Annotated in this window: 13 protein-coding genes; 7 read left to right on the top strand and 6 right to left on the bottom strand. The window is 64.5% G+C overall.

Annotation, left to right across the window (positions count from 1 at the left end; all coding sequences use genetic code 11):
- Positions 1–36: 36 nt before the first annotated feature.
- The 5 genes from C5O79_RS04060 (at position 37) to C5O79_RS04040 (ending at position 6,659) form a co-directional block, all read left to right on the top strand.
- Positions 37–1,113 carry a glycosyltransferase family 1 protein gene (locus C5O79_RS04060; protein ID WP_122473636.1) on the top strand — a complete coding sequence of 359 codons (1,077 nt, stop codon included), beginning with the start codon at positions 37–39 and terminating at the stop codon, positions 1,111–1,113.
- Positions 1,110–2,300, top strand: coding sequence for a glycosyltransferase (locus C5O79_RS04055; protein WP_046545073.1), 1,191 nt, complete (start codon positions 1,110–1,112; stop codon positions 2,298–2,300). Before C5O79_RS04060 ends, C5O79_RS04055 begins: the two co-directional genes overlap by 4 nt.
- 472 nt (positions 2,301–2,772) lie before the next feature.
- Entirely contained in the window at positions 2,773–3,738 is a 966-nt protein-coding gene (locus C5O79_RS04050) for an SDR family oxidoreductase (protein ID WP_046545074.1), read from the top strand.
- 5 nt (positions 3,739–3,743) lie between these two features.
- Complete coding sequence (locus C5O79_RS04045; protein WP_047850610.1) at positions 3,744–4,754, top strand: glycosyltransferase family 4 protein; 1,011 nt, start codon at positions 3,744–3,746, stop codon at positions 4,752–4,754.
- A gap of 12 nt (positions 4,755–4,766) precedes the next feature.
- Positions 4,767–6,659 carry a nucleoside-diphosphate sugar epimerase/dehydratase gene (locus C5O79_RS04040; protein WP_046545076.1) on the top strand — a complete coding sequence of 631 codons (1,893 nt, stop codon included), beginning with the start codon at positions 4,767–4,769 and terminating at the stop codon, positions 6,657–6,659.
- 101 nt (positions 6,660–6,760) lie between these two features.
- On the opposite strand, the gene C5O79_RS04035 is transcribed toward C5O79_RS04040, so the two are convergent.
- Positions 6,761–7,663 (bottom strand): hypothetical protein, encoded by a 903-nt coding sequence (locus tag C5O79_RS04035; protein WP_131931183.1) that lies wholly within the window; start codon positions 7,661–7,663, stop codon positions 6,761–6,763.
- A gap of 552 nt (positions 7,664–8,215) precedes the next feature.
- Between C5O79_RS04035 and C5O79_RS04030 the strand changes: the two genes are divergently transcribed.
- The gene (locus C5O79_RS04030) at positions 8,216–10,540 is read left to right on the top strand and encodes a protease pro-enzyme activation domain-containing protein (RefSeq protein ID WP_236862313.1); all 2,325 of its coding nucleotides are present in this window, start codon (positions 8,216–8,218) and stop codon (positions 10,538–10,540) included.
- A gap of 88 nt (positions 10,541–10,628) precedes the next feature.
- Here C5O79_RS04030 and C5O79_RS04025 read toward each other — a convergent pair whose 3' ends face one another.
- From C5O79_RS04025 to C5O79_RS04005, 5 genes are read right to left on the bottom strand one after another with little or no spacing between them, the layout of a single operon-like run.
- Positions 10,629–11,735 carry a glycosyltransferase gene (locus C5O79_RS04025; RefSeq protein ID WP_046545080.1) on the bottom strand — a complete coding sequence of 369 codons (1,107 nt, stop codon included), beginning with the start codon at positions 11,733–11,735 and terminating at the stop codon, positions 10,629–10,631.
- A gap of 27 nt (positions 11,736–11,762) precedes the next feature.
- Entirely contained in the window at positions 11,763–12,785 is a 1,023-nt protein-coding gene (gene galE / locus C5O79_RS04020; RefSeq protein WP_122473639.1) for a UDP-glucose 4-epimerase GalE, read from the bottom strand.
- A 15-nt stretch (positions 12,786–12,800) separates the two neighbouring features.
- Positions 12,801–13,937: a glycosyltransferase family 4 protein gene (locus C5O79_RS04015; protein ID WP_163008961.1), complete on the bottom strand. Its 1,137-nt coding sequence runs from the start codon at positions 13,935–13,937 to the stop codon at positions 12,801–12,803.
- A gap of 51 nt (positions 13,938–13,988) precedes the next feature.
- The gene (locus C5O79_RS04010; protein ID WP_122473641.1) at positions 13,989–14,813 is read right to left on the bottom strand and encodes a glycosyltransferase; all 825 of its coding nucleotides are present in this window, start codon (positions 14,811–14,813) and stop codon (positions 13,989–13,991) included.
- A complete protein-coding gene (locus tag C5O79_RS04005) occupies positions 14,810–16,066 on the bottom strand; it encodes an oligosaccharide flippase family protein (RefSeq protein WP_122473642.1) in 1,257 nt (418 codons plus the stop codon). The genes C5O79_RS04010 and C5O79_RS04005 overlap by 4 nt, the downstream gene beginning before the upstream one ends.
- A gap of 263 nt (positions 16,067–16,329) precedes the next feature.
- Between C5O79_RS04005 and C5O79_RS03995 the strand changes: the two genes are divergently transcribed.
- Complete coding sequence (locus tag C5O79_RS03995) at positions 16,330–17,724, top strand: phosphomannomutase/phosphoglucomutase (protein WP_047850603.1); 1,395 nt, start codon at positions 16,330–16,332, stop codon at positions 17,722–17,724.
- Positions 17,725–17,732: the final 8 nt, after the last annotated feature.

Here is a 17,732-nt window from a genome sequence, read left to right as displayed (position 1 = left end):
CGTCGCTTGTGAGTCGGCACGGAAGAGGAGCAGCACGTGAAGTTGGGGGTGGATATCACCTGGATGGTGGGCAACTACCGCGGCATGGGGCGATTCGCCCGGCAACTGGTGGAACCGGTCAGCGCGTCGGTGCTGGGTCTGGCGCCGAGCGGCGTGAGTGCCGACGAGTGGCCGTTCGTCAGTGATGGTCGCGGTTTCTTCCCGTGGTGGGAGCAGGTCGAGTTGCCGCGCTTGTGTCGTGAGCACAAGCTCGACTATCTGCTATGCCCGTATAACACGGGGCCGCTGCGGTCCACGGGCAATACGCGGGTGATCGCGGTTGTCCATGACCTGATCTACATGAAGCCGTGGCATGTGCTGCCGCCGGCGCGATCGTTGTATCAGACTGTCGGGCGAGTCTACCGTCGTCAAGTCGTGCCCCGGCTCGTCCGCCGGGCCGACGCCGTGCTCACCATCTCGCGCTTCACGCAGCGAGAGTTGATGGAGCGGTTCGGGTTGCGCGAGGCGGACGTCCCTGTCATTCCGTGCACGATTTCGGATGACTGGTTCGCGCCGCCGGTCAGTCGATCCGCCCGCGAATCCTATCTGTTCACGGTGGCGGGAGAAGTGCCCAGCAAGAACGTTGACCGTTTGCTGCAGGCTTTCGCGATCGCGAGGCCCGCGCTGGGCGATGACGCACGGCTCAGGATCGCGGGGATCAAGTCCGACCATCACGCGCACTTTCTCGGGCGAGCGGATGCGCTTGGGCTCGGGGGCGTCGTCGAACTGCTGGGCTACGTGTCGCGAGAGGATCTGCGGCAGCAATACCGCCACGCCCGCGCGTTCGTCTTTGCGTCGTTGTTCGAAGGGTTCGGGATTCCATTGCTGGAGGCGATGGCGTCCGGTACGCCGGTCGCATGCAGCAATACGACGTCGATGCCCGAGATCGTCGGCGAGTGCGGCCTGCAGTTCGATCCTCATTCGGTCGAGGAGATGGCCGAACAGATCCGCAACGTATGGGGCGACAGCGCGCGATTCGACGTGGCGGTCGGTGCCGGCATGGACCGCGCGCGCACCTTTTCGGCGTCTGCCGTTCGTCCATCGATTCAGGATTTCTGGGCCCGCCTGTCATGAGCCAGAACAAGAAGAAACTGCTGGTGCTGACGCCGCGGTTTCCATACCCGGTGATCGGCGGCGACAAGCTGCGGATATACCATCTTTGTCGCGTGCTGTCCCGCCATTACTCGCTGACGCTGTTGAGCATGTGCGAGACCGACGAAGAAATGCACGCCGAGTTGCCGGACGACGGCGTGTTCGACCGCGTCGAACGGGTTTTCCTTTCGCGTCGTCGGTCGTACGTCAATACGCTGCTCGCATTGTCGACGCGCACGCCGTTGCAGGTCGCGTACTACCGGAGCCACGCGTTTGCGGCGGCGGTGGCTAGATTGCTGCCGTTGCACGATGGCGTATTCGTGCATCTCGTGCGTTGTGCCGAATATGTACGCAAGTCGGACAAGCCGCGCATCCTCGAAATGACCGACGCGATCTCTCTCAACTACAGTCGCGTGAAGCAGTTGAAGAACGCACGAGGGCTGAAGTCGCGCGTGTTCGGTATCGAGGCAAAGCGCCTGCTCGACTACGAGCGCACGATCGTCGACGACTTCGATCTTTCGGTGCTGGTTTCCAGGACTGATCGCGACTACCTGTTTCCCGGCGCGTCGGGCAAGAACGTGATGGTGTGCTCGAACGGTGTCGACCTGTCGGGCCTGCCGTACACGCCGCGCAGCATGGCGAGCCGGATCGTGATTTTCATTGGCGACATGCGCACGGTCCAGAACCAGGACATGTGTCACTTTTTCGCCGAGGCCGTATTGCCGTTGCTGCGCAAGCGTGCCGACTATCGTTTCCGGATCGTGGGGTCGATCGTACCTGCGCTCGCCGAACGATTTCGCGCATACGACGGCGTCGAAGTGACCGGCCGGGTCGAGTCGGTTGCGCAAGCTGCTTCCGACGGCGCAATCGGCGTATGTCCGATGCGCATCGGCGCGGGCGTGCAGAACAAGATTCTCGAATACATGGCGCTCGGGCTACCCGTCGTTACCACGTCGCTGGGCCATGAGGGCTTGGGCGCGGAAGGGGGGCGGGAACTGTTGATCGCCGATACGCCGGAGGAATTCGTCGAGTGCATCGAGCAACTCGTCGCCAACGAGGCCGAGTCGGTAGAGATGGCGGCGCAAGCCCGAACCTTCGTCGAACGTGAGCATGGGTGGGAGCGAATGATTGCGCCGCTCGTCGAAAAGGTGAACGCGTTGCTGGCTTGATCGCCGTCGGGCCCGAGGTTGTCGCGGCCCAGACGCGCCCGGCTTGGAGGCCGCGAGCCGGCACGGTTACAATATCGCACGCCCGATGGACCCCGACGCCGGCCGTGGCCGTTTTCTTTCACGATGTCGTGACCGGGGAGGGCGATCGCGGTCACATAAGCGATGCAGCATTTATGTTCGAATCAGAGGCCGCGCATCGATTCGTATCGGCCCTGCCACGGCCGGCTGCACGGTAGTGCGAATCGATGACGGCGCCCACGATCGATATTCTCCTCGTTTTCGAGAGCCCAGCCGTGTATTTCTTTGGCCCCCTTCCCGTATGCGTGCGTCCACTGGGCACAGGCAGCCCCGCGTGCCATGCAGCGCGGGGCGCCGTCATGCGCGTGCCTGCCGCTCCGATTTCGCGCGCGGTCATCGGCAATGGCATCGCACGGTTATGTAACGATGTCTGTCGGCTGAGTCGGAGGCGACCATGACGCATCTCGTCGTTACCGGCGCGAACGGGTTCGTCGGCCGCGCGGTTTGCCGTCGCGCGTTGGCCGCCGGGCACGTTGTCACCGCACTGGTGCGGCGGCCGGGCGGATGCGTCGACGGCGTACGAGAATGGGTGCATGGCGGCGCCGATTTCGATGGCCTCGGCGAAGCATGGCCAGCCGACCTCTCCGCCGATTGCGTGATTCACCTCGCCGCACGCGTGCACGTCATGCGCGACGAGTCGCCCGATCCCGACGCCGCATTCGACGCGACCAACGTCGCGGGCACGCTGCGCCTCGCCGAAGCCGCGCGCAAGCATGGCGTGCGTCGGATCGTGTACGCGAGCAGCATCAAGGCGGTGGGCGAAAGCGACGGCGGCGCAGCGCTGTCCGAAAGCATGCGTCCCAACCCGCAGGACGCATACGGCCGCTCGAAGCTGCGTGCGGAGCAGCAACTCGCGCGGTTCGGCGCATCGGCCGGGCTCGATGTCGTCGTCGTGCGGCCGCCGCTCGTCTATGGCCCGTCCGTCCGGGCCAATTTTCTGCGAATGATGGACGCGGTGGCGCGCGGGATGCCGCTGCCGCTCGGTTCCGTCTCCTCGCGCCGCAGCATCGTCTACGTGGACAATCTCGCCGATGCGATGCTGCAATGCGCGACCCACCCGCGCGCGGCCGGCGAATGCTTCCACGTTGCCGACGACGACGCACCGTCCGTCACGTGCCTGCTGCGTATGGTCGGCGACGCCCTTGGCAAGCCGGCGCGGCTTCTGCCGGTTCCGACTGCGTTGCTACGTGCGCTCGGAAAGCTGACCGGCCACAGCGCGGCGATCGACCGGCTGACCGGCAGCCTGCAGCTCGACACGAGCCGGATCAAGCGCGTGCTCGGCTGGCAACCGCCTTATACGACTCGCCAGGGCCTCGAAGCGAGCGCCGCATGGTATCGTTCGCGCGATACACAACGATAGTCGACATGCCTTTCCCGATATCCGTTTGGCCCGTTGCGGTGGCGCTGGCCGCCGCCATCGCATCGACGGCCATCCTGCGCGTGCTGCTCGCGACTGGCCTCGCGTGGCGTCTCGCCACCGACATCCCGAACGACCGTTCGCTCCATACGCTGCCGACGCCGCGCGTCGGCGGCTGGGGCATCGTGCCGGTTTGTATCGTCGCGCTGCTCGCGTTGGCGCCGCACCTATGGCTGATCGCAGCTGCCGCCGCCGTGCTTGCCGCGATGTCGCAGATCGACGACCGGCGAGGGCTACCGGCCCGCGTACGGTTCTCCGTGCACTTGGCGTGCGTCGTCGCGCTGATCGCGGTCTATCCGACCGATGCGCCGTGGTGGTTGCTCGTCGGCGTCGGTTTCGTGATGGTGTGGCTCACGAACCTGTACAACTTCATGGACGGCGCGGATGGCCTTGCGGGCGGTATGGCGCTGTTCGGTTTCGGCGCGTACGCGGTCGCCGCACTGACCGGCGCGCATCCGTCTCCCGACCTCGCTTTGACCGGCGCGGCGGTCGCGGGCGCGGCGTTCGGCTTTCTGCTACTCAACTTCCATCCGGCGCGGCTGTTTCTCGGCGATGCAGGCTCGATTCCGCTGGGTTTCCTCGCCGGGGCGCTCGGCTATTGGGGCTGGCGCACGGATGTCTGGCCCATCTGGTTTCCGGCGCTGGTGTTTGCGCCCTTTATTGCGGACGCATCTGTAACACTTTTGAGACGTCTGTTACGCGGCGAAAAGTTCTGGCAAGCACACCGGGAGCACTATTATCAACGGATGGTCCGCTCGGGCGTAGGTCACGGCCGGACCGCTCTTTATTGGTACCTCATCATGCTCGCAGGCATAATCGTCGCCGTGTGGGCAAAGGGCCGCCCGGAATGGCAGCAATGGCTGTCGTTCTTCGCGTGGTACGCCGTCCTGGCATGCATCGGATGGTCGATCGATATGCGCTGGCGCTGGTTTCAGGCGGCCGCCGAAAACAATTCATGAGGTTTCCCGCCAATGTTGCGATCCAAAGCATCGTGGCTGTCACAGAGTGCTTTCCTGTTCGACCTGACGGCGGTTGTCGCGTCGTGGTTGTTCGCTTATCTCATTCGTTTCAATGGCAGTGTTCCGCCTGATTTCCTGAGCGGCGCGCTGATGGCGCTCGTCTGGGTGCTGCCGGTCTACGCGCTGATGTTCCACCTGTTCGGCCTGTACCGTGGGCTGTGGGTATTTGCGAGCCTGCCCGACCTGATGCGCATTTCGAAGGCGGTCGTGGGCGGGGGCGTGATCGTGATGATCGGGGCCGTGATGTTCCAGCCGTCGCCGATCCTTCCGCGCTCGGTGTTGCTCGTGTCGCCGCTGATGCTGTTTCTCGCGATGGGCGGCGCGCGCGCGCTGTACCGTGCAACGAAGGAGTTCTACCTGTACGGCGGGCTGGTCGGGCAGGGCAAGCCGGTGCTGGTGCTCGGCGCAGGTACCGCGGGCGCGAGCCTCGCGCGCGAGCTGTCGCGTTCGGGCGAATGGCGGCTGGTGGGTCTGCTCGACGACGACGTCACCAAGCAGGGGCGCGAGATCTACGGCTACAAGGTGCTCGGCTCGTTCAACGACCTGAAGCACTGGACCGAGGCGCTGAAGGTCGAATACGCGATCATCGCGATTCCGTCGGCATCGGTCGAGACACAGCGCAGGGTGGCGACACTGTGCGTGCGCGCCGGTGTGAAAGCGATGGTGCTGCCGTCGCTGACCGCGCTGATGCCGGGGCAGGGGTTCCTGTCGCAGGTGCGCAATATCGATCTCGAGGATCTGCTCGGTCGTGACGCGGTGACGATTGATACGCCGCACGTCGAGGCGCTGCTGCGCGGCCGCGTCGTGATGGTGACGGGCGCGGGCGGCTCGATCGGATCGGAACTATGCCGGCAGATTCTTCGGTTTGCGCCGGCGCAACTCGTCGCGTTCGATCTGTCCGAATACGCGATGTATAGACTGACGGAAGAGTTGCGTGAGCGCTTCCCCGACCAGCCGGTTGTGCCGATCATCGGCGACGCGAAGGATTCGCTGCTGCTCGACCAGGTGATGTCGCGCCATGCGCCGCACATCGTGTTCCATGCGGCAGCGTACAAGCATGTGCCGCTGATGGAAGAGCACAACGCGTGGCAGGCGCTGCGCAATAACGTGCTCGGTACGTATCGTGTCGGGCGCGCGGCGATTCGTCACGGGGTGCGTCATTTCGTGCTGATCTCGACCGACAAGGCGGTCAATCCGACCAACGTGATGGGCGCGAGCAAGCGCCTCGCCGAGATGGCCTGCCAGGCGCTGCAGCAGACGAGCGGCGGCACGCAGTTCGAGACCGTGCGCTTCGGCAACGTGCTCGGCAGTGCAGGCAGCGTGATTCCGAAGTTCCAGCAACAGATCGCGAAGGGGGGGCCGGTGACGGTCACGCACCCCGAGATCACGCGATTTTTCATGACGATCCCCGAAGCATCGCAACTCGTGCTGCAGGCATCGAGCATGGGGCACGGCGGCGAAATCTTCATTCTCGACATGGGCGAGCCGGTAAAGATCGTCGATCTCGCACGTGATCTGATTCGCCTGTACGGGTTGTCGGAAGGGCAGATCCGGATCGAATTCACGGGGCTGCGGCCGGGCGAGAAGCTTTACGAGGAACTGCTCGCGGATGACGAAACGACGACCCGCACGCCGCATCCGAAGCTGCGGATAGCGCGCGCACGGGAAGTGCCGGATCATCTGCTCGATGAACTGCTGCCGTGGCTGATGCAGAACCGCGTGCTGAGCGACGACGAGGTGCGGCGCGATCTGCGGCGATGGGTGCCGGAATATCAGACTGCCGCAAGTCCCGCCCTTCAAACCGTATCAGCGTTGTTCCGCTCGAAGTCGGCGGTGCGAGGATAGCGGACGCGCGCACTTGCAGGCGCGCCCGGCGACCGTATCGGTTTGGGAATCACGCCTGGATAAAAGCGCGCAATGCATCGAACACGCGATGCAACCCGGCGTTACGGCGCGAGCAGTGCCCCGTAACGGGCAATTGCTCGCATGGCGATTTGTCGCTGGAGCGACGGGATCTTCACGCCCTTGGGAAATCGGCGTATCGCCAGCAGGGACCAGAGTTTCACATCCAGCCGGCATCGGTCATCCAGCAACGACAGCGTCTCCTGATCGAGTTCCTTGTCGAGGCGGATGCGCAGATTTTCCGGCACACGCGCAGTCGAATTAAGATGCATCATCGGCAGATCGGTCTTGAACCATCGGCTCAAGTTCTGATGAAACTGTGGGTTCTCGATAATGTCGCTGTAAGCAACTGAGTTGAGACGACTCAGTGCGTCTTTCAGCAATCTGGCGTCCTGATCCGGGGCGATGAACGAATCGTTGCCGATACGTTCGTCCGGCCACAACAGCATGCGAGTGGCCAGGTTATCCGTCTGGCACGCGATGCGCGGATCCGTCAGGAACGCCTTGAGCGTGCCGCGCGAAAGTTCGATGCAATCCCGCCAACTTCCCCAACGCACGAGATACTCGTCCGACATACATCGCCAGTACACCCAATGAGACAAAGGGCGGGATAACGGCTCACGAAGGAAAGTCAGTAATTGGGCGTGAGGGTATCGATTCGTCAAAGTGCTGTAAGAGAAATGACCCATGATCAGCTTCGATTCGGGCATCGTCCTTTCATCAAGATGGATCGTCTGCGCAACCTCAGCATCGAACTCCGAAATTCGATCGAACGTGCCAAGCAGTAGTCGATCGATTCCTCGAACTTCGTCATTCGTTTTCAAGGATTGCGATATGCCGGTGATGACTGATGTGCCTGCCGTTTTCGGGATATGCATGATCGCGAGCGGCTTTTCGTCGTTACGCGATTCGTTTTTAAATCTGGAAGTGGTGAAATAGTCGAACACGATCTAATTGGAGACGATCTATCGATAATCGCCCTGGGCAGGCGATTGCTTCACGATGACTTGCGACAAGTACACGGCGGCCGGCGGGGCGTATCGATCCAGACAGGCGGCTATGTCGGGGTGTCGGTTTATCGACAAAAAAGGCGGGTGCCACAAGCCAGCGTCGAGGGCGGGCCACAGCGGCTCGATCCCGTTATCGACCTGGGTGACGCGGTCGAGATCGTCCCGCTCGTGTGCGACCAGATTCGCCTCCGCGTTTTTTGAGTGCACGATCGAGCCGAATTCGCACCCGCTGCGCCGTTGTGCGAAGCCAAACGACGCCCCGTACACCGAATGCCGGACCGCCGGATCATGCGTACGCGTCCTTTCTGTTTTCCCCGCATCCGCGCAGTTGTATTCGTTTGACTACATGCCGATTCCTTCCTATGTTTTCCTCAAGGTAGCCGTGCGATTGCCGTAAAGAAAAGAGGCGAAAGACCCAATACGAGCCCTACGGTCCATACCAATCCGATGAAAACGGCACAATTTGTCAGGGGAATCTGCGCAGCACTCATGGTGCTCGCGCTCGCAGGCTGCGGTGGCGACGACGCAGGTTCGGCCGTGGCTACGGCGCAGGCCGGCAGACTGTCGGCGCTGCGAGCGACGGGCAACGTGGTGAGTGCGGCGCCGATGAGCGTAACGGCGCCGGTTCATGTCGCGCTGGTGCTCAAGCTGAATGACGAAGCCGGGCTGAACCGTTTTCTGCAGCAAGCGCGAACGCCCGGAAGCGCGAGTTTCGGGACCGTGCTGACCTCTGCGCAGATCGCTGCACAATACGCACCCACCGCAGGCCAGGTCGCGACCGTGAACACTTACTTGGCAAGTAAGGGCTTCACGAACATCAAGGTGGCCGGCAACAACATGATCGTCGAAGCCGATGCGCCGGCCGGCGTGATATCCGATGTATTCCAGACGACGCTCGTACCGGTCGCGATGGCGGACGGTACCACCACGCATATCAACACCGCCCCGGAGACGGTGCCCAATGCGATCGGCGGGGTCGTTCGAGGGATTCTCGGGCTCGATACCGCGACTCGCCTGCGCCCGAATTTCGTGCGCGCTTCCAATACAGTCGTTGCGCCGACCGCAAACGGATCGCCCACGACTTCCGCAGTCACGGTGAGTCACAATCCGACCGATTTTCCGCGCATCTATTCCGCAGGCAGCGCTCCGACGGCGGCGAACACCATAGTCGGCATCATTGCCGAAGGAGACGTGACGCAGCCCGTCATCGACTTGGCGACGTTCGAAAGCAATAACCATCTGCCCGCCGTACCCGTTTCCGTGATCCATGCCGGGCTGTCTAGCGCGGACACGAGCGCAAACCTGGAATGGGCGCTCGACAGCCAGACCATCGTCGGGATGTCCGGCGGCCTCAAGCAACTCAATTTCTACGTTGCGCGGTCGTTTTCCTGGAGCGATATGGCGCTTGCAATCAATCGCGCCGTGACCGACAACACGGCTCGGGTCATCAACATGTCGATCGGCGGTTGCGAGACCTGGGCGCCGACGGCGGTCATCGACACGTTATTCGAGCTCGCCTTCGCGCAGGGGCAGACGTTCTCGGTCAGTTCCGGCGATTCAGGCAGCGTGGCGTACGGATGTAGCGGCACATCGGTGCAATATCCCGCGACGTCGCCGTATGTCGTGGCTGTTGGAGGAACGACGCTCTATACGAACGGGAACGGCAGCTACGCAGGCGAGACGGCTTGGGATTCCAGTGGGGGCGGCATCAGCGGCATCGAGCCGATTCCATCGTGGCAGTCGAATGTTCCGGCGCTCAAGGGCCGCGCTTTTCGCGGCATGCCGGACATCGCGTTCGACGCCGATCCGAACAGCGGCGAAGCAGTCGTCGTGGGCGGACAACTCGAGATAGTGGGCGGGACGAGCCTGTCCGCGCCGCTGTTTGCCGCGACCTGGGCCCGCATGCTGTCCGGCGCCTGCGCGACGAATCTCGGTTTTGCGGCGCCCGCGCTGTACAACGCCCCGGTCGCGATTCCATCGGTCTTTCGCGATATCACCTACGGGTCGAACGGCGCATACAGTGCAGGTGCGGGATGGGACTTCGTGACCGGTTGGGGTACGCCGAACATCAGCATGTTGTATTCGTCGGTATGCAATTCGACGCCCGCCGTCTACAGCGGCGGAATCGGCGAAGGGACGACGCTGAAGCCGCGGCAGGCCGTGTATTCCGCGTCCGGGAACCATGCGCTCCTGATGCAGGAGGACGGGAACCTCGTGCTTTACAACACGACGAATGGTGCTGCGGTATGGAACACCGGGACGTATGGAAACCCCGGCGCGTATGCCGTCTTCCAGACCGATGGCAACTTCGTGGTCTACAGTGCGAATGGCGCTGCGCTATGGAATTCGGCGACCTACGGCCAGTCCGGCAGCCAATATCTTTCCGTACAGGACGACGGCAACATGGTGATCTACCGGTTGTTCGTGCCGGCATTTGCTACAGCGACCGATACGCCGGGTAATGTGGTCTCGGCGACCGGCCCCGCTGTCTGGAAGGGCGGTGTCGTCCTCAGTAGCGGCCAGAGTCTCACGTCCGGCAATGGGGCCAACGTACTCGTGATGCAAGGAGACGGAAATCTGGTGCTGCTCCACCAGGGCGCTCCCGTATGGAATTCCGTTACATTCGGTCATTCGGGCGCCTTTGCGGTGATGCAGGGGGATGGCAACCTGGTCGTCTACAGCGCGGCGGGCGCGCCGCTCTGGGATTCCCGCACCGGCGGCAATCCGGGCGCGGTCACTTACGTTCAAGACGACGGCAACGTCGTGATCTACACGCAACGCCCGAGCTGGAGCACGAACACCGCGGGCGCCTAGTATTTCGCTCGCCGCTTCGCGGCTGCGTTGTGCGGCCCGTTGGCATCGGCAGGCGTGCGAGCCGGCACGCGCCGGCTGCGCGCGCCCCTCAGTGCCCCCGCTTCGCCTTCCTCACCACCATCCACCGCGGCGCCCTGAACCGCACGATGCTGAGATAAAGCCACACATACGTCAGTGCAAACAGCACGACAAAAACGAACAGATGCACCGTATGCCGCCAGAACAGCGTCGCCGGAATTACCGCGACGAGGCACAGCAGCCACAGATAGGGTGACGTGAGCGAATTGCGCCGCGTCAGATCATGCGCATGCTTCGTCCCCACGGCCCAGCGCATCAGCCGCTTGTACACGAGCATGTGCAGGTGCACGCCGTCCGGAATCCCCGGCGACATCCCGCGGATGAATTTCTTTCGGTAGATCGAGAAGCAGGTCTCGAAGATCGGGTACATGAACAGCAGCACCGGGTACCACGCGGACACCTCGCGGTTGCGCATCACGAGCATGATCGCGAGCTCCGCGAGCATGAAGCCGATGAAATAGGCGCCGCCGTCGCCGAGGAAGATCAGCCCGGCCGGGAAATTCCACAGGAAGAAGCCGAGCACCGCGCCCATCATGATGATCGACGCGGACATCACGACCGGGTCGTTGACGTGGAACGCGACATACGCGAGCGACGCGAACATCATGAAGCTGACCATCGACGCGAGCCCGTTGAAGCCGTCGATGATGTTGACCGCATTCGCGAGCGCCGCGACCGCGAGCACGGTGACGAACGCCGAAATGGCGACATAGCCGAGCAGGAAGTCTAGCGGCGGCACGCTGATGCGCGTGACTGCAATGTTCATCAGCCAGAACGCGAGGGCGGCCGCGCCCATCGTGCAGAGCAGCCGCGCGCGCGGCGACACCCGCTTGGTCAGGTCCTCGACGAGGCCCGACAGGAAGGCCGGCATTCCGCAGGCAACGATGCCGAGAATGCTGCCGGCGATCGTCGGATAGCGCCGGGACAGGATCAGCGCTGCAACGACGACCCCCGCGAGGATCCCGATGCCCCCGACCCGCGGCACGGGCCGCACGTGGAATTTCTGCACGCCGGCCAGGTCGCTGTCGATCGAGAATTTCTCGTGAAGGTGCGCGTAGCGCACGATGAACAGCGTGACGAGCAGGGAGACGATGAAGCCGGACGCGAAGCTGAGCATGGGATCGCTCGGAAAATGGACAGCGGATTATACAAAACCGCGCGGGTTCCCCTCCTGCCATCGCCAGTGGTCGGCACACATTTCTTCGATGCCGAGCGTCGCGCGCCAGCCGATGATGTCGGCCGCGGCCTGCGGGTTCGCGTAGCACTCGGCGATGTCGCCCGGGCGGCGCGCGACGAGCTCGTACGGCACCGGGCGGCCCGACGCCTTTTCGAAAGCACGCACGACTTCCAGCACGCTGTAGCCCTGGCCCGTGCCGAGGTTCACGACGAAGCTCGCGTCGCGCTTCGCGAGTGCGTCGAGCGCGGCGATGTGCCCCTTCGCGAGATCGACGACGTGGATGTAGTCGCGCACGCCCGTGCCGTCCGGCGTCGGGTAGTCGGAGCCGAATACGCGCAGCTTTTCCAGCTTGCCGACCGCGACCTGCGCGACATACGGCATCAGGTTGTTCGGGATGCCGGCCGGGTCCTCGCCGATCAGCCCGCTCGCGTGCGCGCCGACCGGGTTGAAGTAGCGCAGCGTCGCGATCCGCCACGTCGGATCCGAGACTTCGAGATCGCGCAGGATCTGCTCGGCGATCAGCTTCGATTGGCCATACGGGTTCGTCGCGGACAGCGGGAACGATTCGTCGATCGGCGACCGCTCGGGCACGCCGTATACGGTCGCGGACGAGCTGAACACGAACTGCCTGACGTTGCGCTCGCGCATGACCTTGAGCACGGCGAGCAGGCCGCCGATGTTGTTCTGGTAGTACTCGAGCGGCTTCGCGACCGATTCACCGACGGCCTTGAGCGCCGCGAAATGGATCGTGCCGGTGATCGGGTGTGCATCGAATACCTTGGCGAGCGCGACTTCGTCGCATACGTTGACCTGATGGAACGCGGGCGTCTTGCCCGTGATCCGCTCGATGCGGCGCACGGATTCGGCCTTGCTGTTGACGAGGTTGTCGACGATCACGACATCGTAGCCGTTGTCGAGCAGCTCGACGGCCGTGTGCGAGCCGATGTAGCCCGCGCCGCCGGTAACGAGGATGGTGCCTTTAGCAGTCATTGCAGATGCGCTCCTTCAGAGTGTGAATCCGGTCAACGAATGGATGGTCTCCCGATAGCGCTCGACGACCTGTTGCTCGTCGAACTCCGCCGCGACCTTTTGCCGGCCGCGTGCGCCCATCGCTGCCCGGCCTTCCGGTCCGAGCGCGATCATGCGATTCAGTTGTTCCGCGAGGCTCGCGCTGTCGCGCACGCGGCACAGGAACCCCGTGTCACCGTCGGCGACGACGTCGCGGCAGCCCGGCACGTCGGTCGCGACGATCGGGCGGCCCATCGCCGATGCTTCCATCAGCGTGCGCGGCACGCCTTCGCGGTACGACGGCAGCACGACGCAATCGGCCGCCGCGATATGCGGGCGCACGTCATGCGCCTCGCCGAGATACTCGATCACGCCTTCACCGGCCCACGCATCGACATCCGCTCGGCCGATCGCGCTTGGATTATCGACGCCGAGCGGCCCGAGCAGCTGGAAGCGTGCATTCGGGAAGCGCGCGCGCACGATGCGCGCGGCCTCCACGTATTCGCGCACGCCCTTGTCCCACAGCAGCCGGCCGATCAGGATGAAGACGGGTGCGTCGCCGGCCGGCAGCGGCACCGGCGCGAACTGTTCGAGATCGACGCCTTCGCCGTGCAGCAGCCGTGCGCGTTCGGGATGCGCGAGCAGCCGCTCGTCGGTGAAGGTCGCGAGATCGTCACGATTCAGGAACCACACTTCACGCGGGAAGCGGAACGCGAACCGGTACAGGCGCTTCGCGACACTTGCCGCGCGGCTCTTCTGGATGAAGACGTAGCCGAGCCCGGTCGTCACCGCGATCGACGGCACGCGCGCGAGCCACGCGGCGACCGAGCCGTAGATGTTCGGCTTGATCGTGTAATGGAACACGAGATCGGGCTTCAGTGCACGGTAGTGACGCACCAGCGCGGCGAGCGTGCCGAGATCCTCGCGCGGGCTCGTGCCTTTCGATGCAACCGCGAGCGCCACGTAGCGGCAGCCCATCTGTTCGAGCAACGGCACCGTGCGGTCGTGCGGCGCAATCACGATGACGTCGGCGCCGCGCGCGACGAGCGCACGGATCAGCCCTTGGCGATACGTGTATATCGCCCAGGCCGTGTTGCAGACGAGCGCGATGCGCAGCGGGGAGGTGGCGGACATGAAAAAAAGAATAAATAAAGCGTCGTAAATGCCGGATACGCCGAATGGGCGTCACGCGGACGGCCGCGCGGCGAACAGCGTCTGCTTGATCCGCTGCAACGTCCGGTACGGCGTCACGAAATGCAGCAGGTTCTTGGCGAGGCCGGCCCAGTCGTAAGGGTTCAGCGCGTTGAAATGGCTCAGCAGCAGCGTGAGCGTCGACACCAGCTGGCGCCGGCGCTTGGTCGCACTGATCCCGCCCTCGTTCAATTCGTAATAGAGGCCCAGTTCCGGCAGGTTCGCGCAATCGTAGCGTTGCATTAACCGTAAAAAAAGATCGAGATCCTCGGCCGCGCGGTATTTCGCACGATAGTTCCCCACTTCACGCACGGCGTCGATGCGCAGCATCACCGACGGATGCACGAGCGGCGAGCGCAGGAAGCGCGTGCGGCGCAGCGTGCCCGGATCGGCGGGCGGGGTCAGCATGAAGCGCGGTTCGCCGGCGCGGGACACGACTTGCGTCCACATGCCGACACAGGCCACGCGCGAATGGGCGCCGAGGTACGCACGCTCTTTGGCGAGGCGCTGAGGCGCGGCGAGATCGCCCGCGTCGATGCGTGCCGCATAGCGGAAGCCGCGCGCGGCGAGCGCGTCGATGCCGGCCGCGAGCGCCCGCTCGATGCCGCCGTTCTGCGGCATGCGCAGCACGTCGATCGTGAGGCCTGGCAGGTCGGGCGCGACGATCGGCGGCGTGCTGCCGTCGTCGACGATCAGCACGTGCACGGGCGCATCCTCGCGAAACGACGCGAGGGTCCGAACGACGTCATCGTGCCCGTTGTAGGCCGGCATCAGCACGGCCACGTCGTCGAGCGGGGTCGGGCAATCAGGGGACGTCATGGTCGCAGCTTGAAACGGATGTAATAAAAATTGACGGCGGCGGCGGCCAGGTAGCCGGCCGCCAGCCCGACGAGCGCGCCGTACAGGCCGAGCCGCGGGATCGCGAGCAGGTTGACGAGCGCCGCGATCACGAGCGCGAGCAGCCATTTCGACAGCAACACGAATTTTGCTTGATATTTGAGAACGATAAGATTGCCTATCGCCTCGATGCCGGCGGGCACCGACAGCCAGACCGCCCAGCGGAAGATGTCGACCGACGCCTCGTAGCCGTGGCCGAACACCTTGCCGACGATCAGCGGAGCGGCGGCGTCTAGCACGAGCGCGCCGGCGGTCATCAGGCAGGCCGTCATCGCGATCAGCCGGACGATGTTGCGGCGCAGCCGCGCGACGTCCTGCACGCGGTAGACGAAGGCGGGCGCGATCGTCTGCGCGAGCATCAGCGCGAGCGTGATCCAGTTCTCGTTGAGCTGCTGCGCGGCCGAGTAGCGGCCGAGATCGGCGAACGACACGTGACGCTCGAGCATCAGGCGGTCGAGCTTCAGGAACAGGTACATGCAGATGAGGCCGAGCCAGAACACCGTGCCGGCCGTTGCAAAGTGCCTGAACAGCGGTTTGTCGAACGTCCAGCCGAGCGCGCCGCCGTTACGATGCCGGTAGTAAAGCAGCAGCGCGAAGCCGATTGCGGCGGCCTCGAGCGCCCACAGCCACGCGAAGCGGGCGGGGCCCGCGGCCGCGCGGACCAGCAGCCAGACGAGCAGCGCCTTCGCCAGCGCGGTGACCATGCTGGTGACGAGCTGCGGCTTGCTGTAGGTCATGCTCTGCAGCCACGCGTTGATGACGCCGACGAATGGCTCGCGGAACACCATCGTGACCGCGAGGCCCGCGAGCATCGCGCCGACCAGCGGATCGAAGGCGCCCGCGGCGATCGCGATCCAGGTCGCGACGAGCGCGGCGACGGAGACGGCGATGCGCAGCGCGAATGCGCTGCCGAGCACCGCGCCGAGCTGGGCGGGCGGGCGCTGGACGATGGTCGGGACGAGGATTTCAGCGCCGCACACCCAGGTGAGCGGCGCCAGTACCAGGAGGAGCGTATTCGCATACTGCCATTTGCCGAACACATCTGGCCCGAAATAACGGGCCAGCAGGCCGCTGATCGCGATCGCGACGCCGATCTGCGTGAGCCGTTCGAGCCCCAGCCAGACGAGATTCGCGACGGCCTTCGCGACGTCCGGGTTGCCGAAGCGCTTCAGCATGCGCGGCAGCGGCGTGCGCGCGAGGCGGCCGGCAGGGCGCCCGGGGGCTGCAGGTTGGCGGCGACGGGGCGGCTAGGCATTAAAATGGGCGGCATGCGCGTCATCAAAACCCGCGATTATAAGTGGGATCGGGGTCGCGCCCGCCGTTCGGCGCCAGCGGTTTCACGCCGTGCCGGGCCCGCATGTATCATGCGCGGCACCGGCGAGAGGCGGCCAGGCAAGCCAGACAATTTTCCATGCACGCAACCGAGAGAAGAGAATCGATGATCTCCCAATCCATCTTCAAGGCATATGACATTCGTGGCGTGGTCGGCAAGACGCTCGACACCGACACCGCGCGCGGGATCGGCCGGGCATTCGGCAGCGAAGTGCGCGCGCAGGGCGGCGATGCGGTCGTCGTCGCGCGCGACGGCCGCCTGTCCGGTCCGGACCTCGTCGGCGCACTGGCCGACGGCCTGCGTGCGGCAGGCGTAGACGTGGTCGACGTCGGCATGGTGCCGACGCCGGTCGGCTATTTCGCGGCGAACGTCCCGCTCGCGCTGAAGGGCGGCGAGCGCCGTGTCGATTCGTGCATCGTCGTCACGGGCAGCCACAACCCGCCCGACTACAACGGCTTCAAGATGGTGCTGCGCGGCGCCGCGATCTACGGCGAGCAGATCCAGGCGCTGTACCGGCGCATCGTCGACGAGCGCTTCGAGACGGGCAGCGGCTCGTACGAACAGTTCGACGTGGCCGATCAGTACATCGCGCGCATCGTCGGCGACATCAAGCCCGCCCGCCCGATGAAGCTCGTCGTCGACGCCGGCAACGGCGTGGCCGGCCCGCTCGCGACGCGCCTGTTCAAGGCGCTCGGCTGCGAGCTCGTCGAGCGCTTCACCGACATCGACGGTACGTTCCCGAACCACCACCCGGATCCCGCCCACCCGGAAAACCTGCAGGACGTGATCCAGGCGCTGAAGGACACCGATGCCGAGATCGGCTTCGCGTTCGACGGCGACGGCGACCGCCTCGGCGTCGTCACGAAGGACGGCCAGATCATCTATCCGGACCGCCAGCTGATGCTGTTCGCGGAAGAAGTGCTGTCGCGCAACCCGGGCGCGCAGATCATCTATGACGTGAAGTGCACGCGCCACCTCGCGCAATGGGTGAAGTCGAAGGGCGGCGAGCCGCTGATGTGGAAGACGGGCCACTCGCTCGTGAAGGCGAAGCTGCGCGAGACGGGGGCGCCGCTCGCCGGCGAAATGAGCGGCCACGTGTTCTTCAAGGATCGCTGGTACGGCTTCGACGACGGTCTCTACACGGGCGCGCGCCTGCTCGAGATCCTCGCGAAGACGGCCGACCCGAGCGCGCTTCTGAACGGGCTGCCGGACGCGATGAGCACGCCTGAACTGCAGCTGTGGCTCGACGAAGGCGAGAACTTCCGCCTGATCGACAAGCTGCAGAAAGAGGCGAAGTTCGACGGCGCCGAGGAAGTCGTGACGATCGACGGCCTGCGCGTCGAGTACCCGGACGGCTTCGGCCTCGCGCGTTCGTCGAACACGACGCCGGTCGTCGTGATGCGTTTCGAGTCGGAGACGCAGGAAGGGCTCGAGCGCATCCAGGAGGACTTCCGCCGCGTGCTGACGGCCGCGAAGCCGGACGTCAAGCTGCCGTTCTGAGCGTCGGC

This window comes from Burkholderia sp. SRS-25, from assembly GCF_004343765.1.
Taxonomy (GTDB): domain Bacteria; phylum Pseudomonadota; class Gammaproteobacteria; order Burkholderiales; family Burkholderiaceae; genus Burkholderia; species Burkholderia contaminans.
The sequence above is the reverse complement of the archived record's forward strand: the minus strand, read 5'-3'. Positions and strand labels throughout refer to the sequence as shown.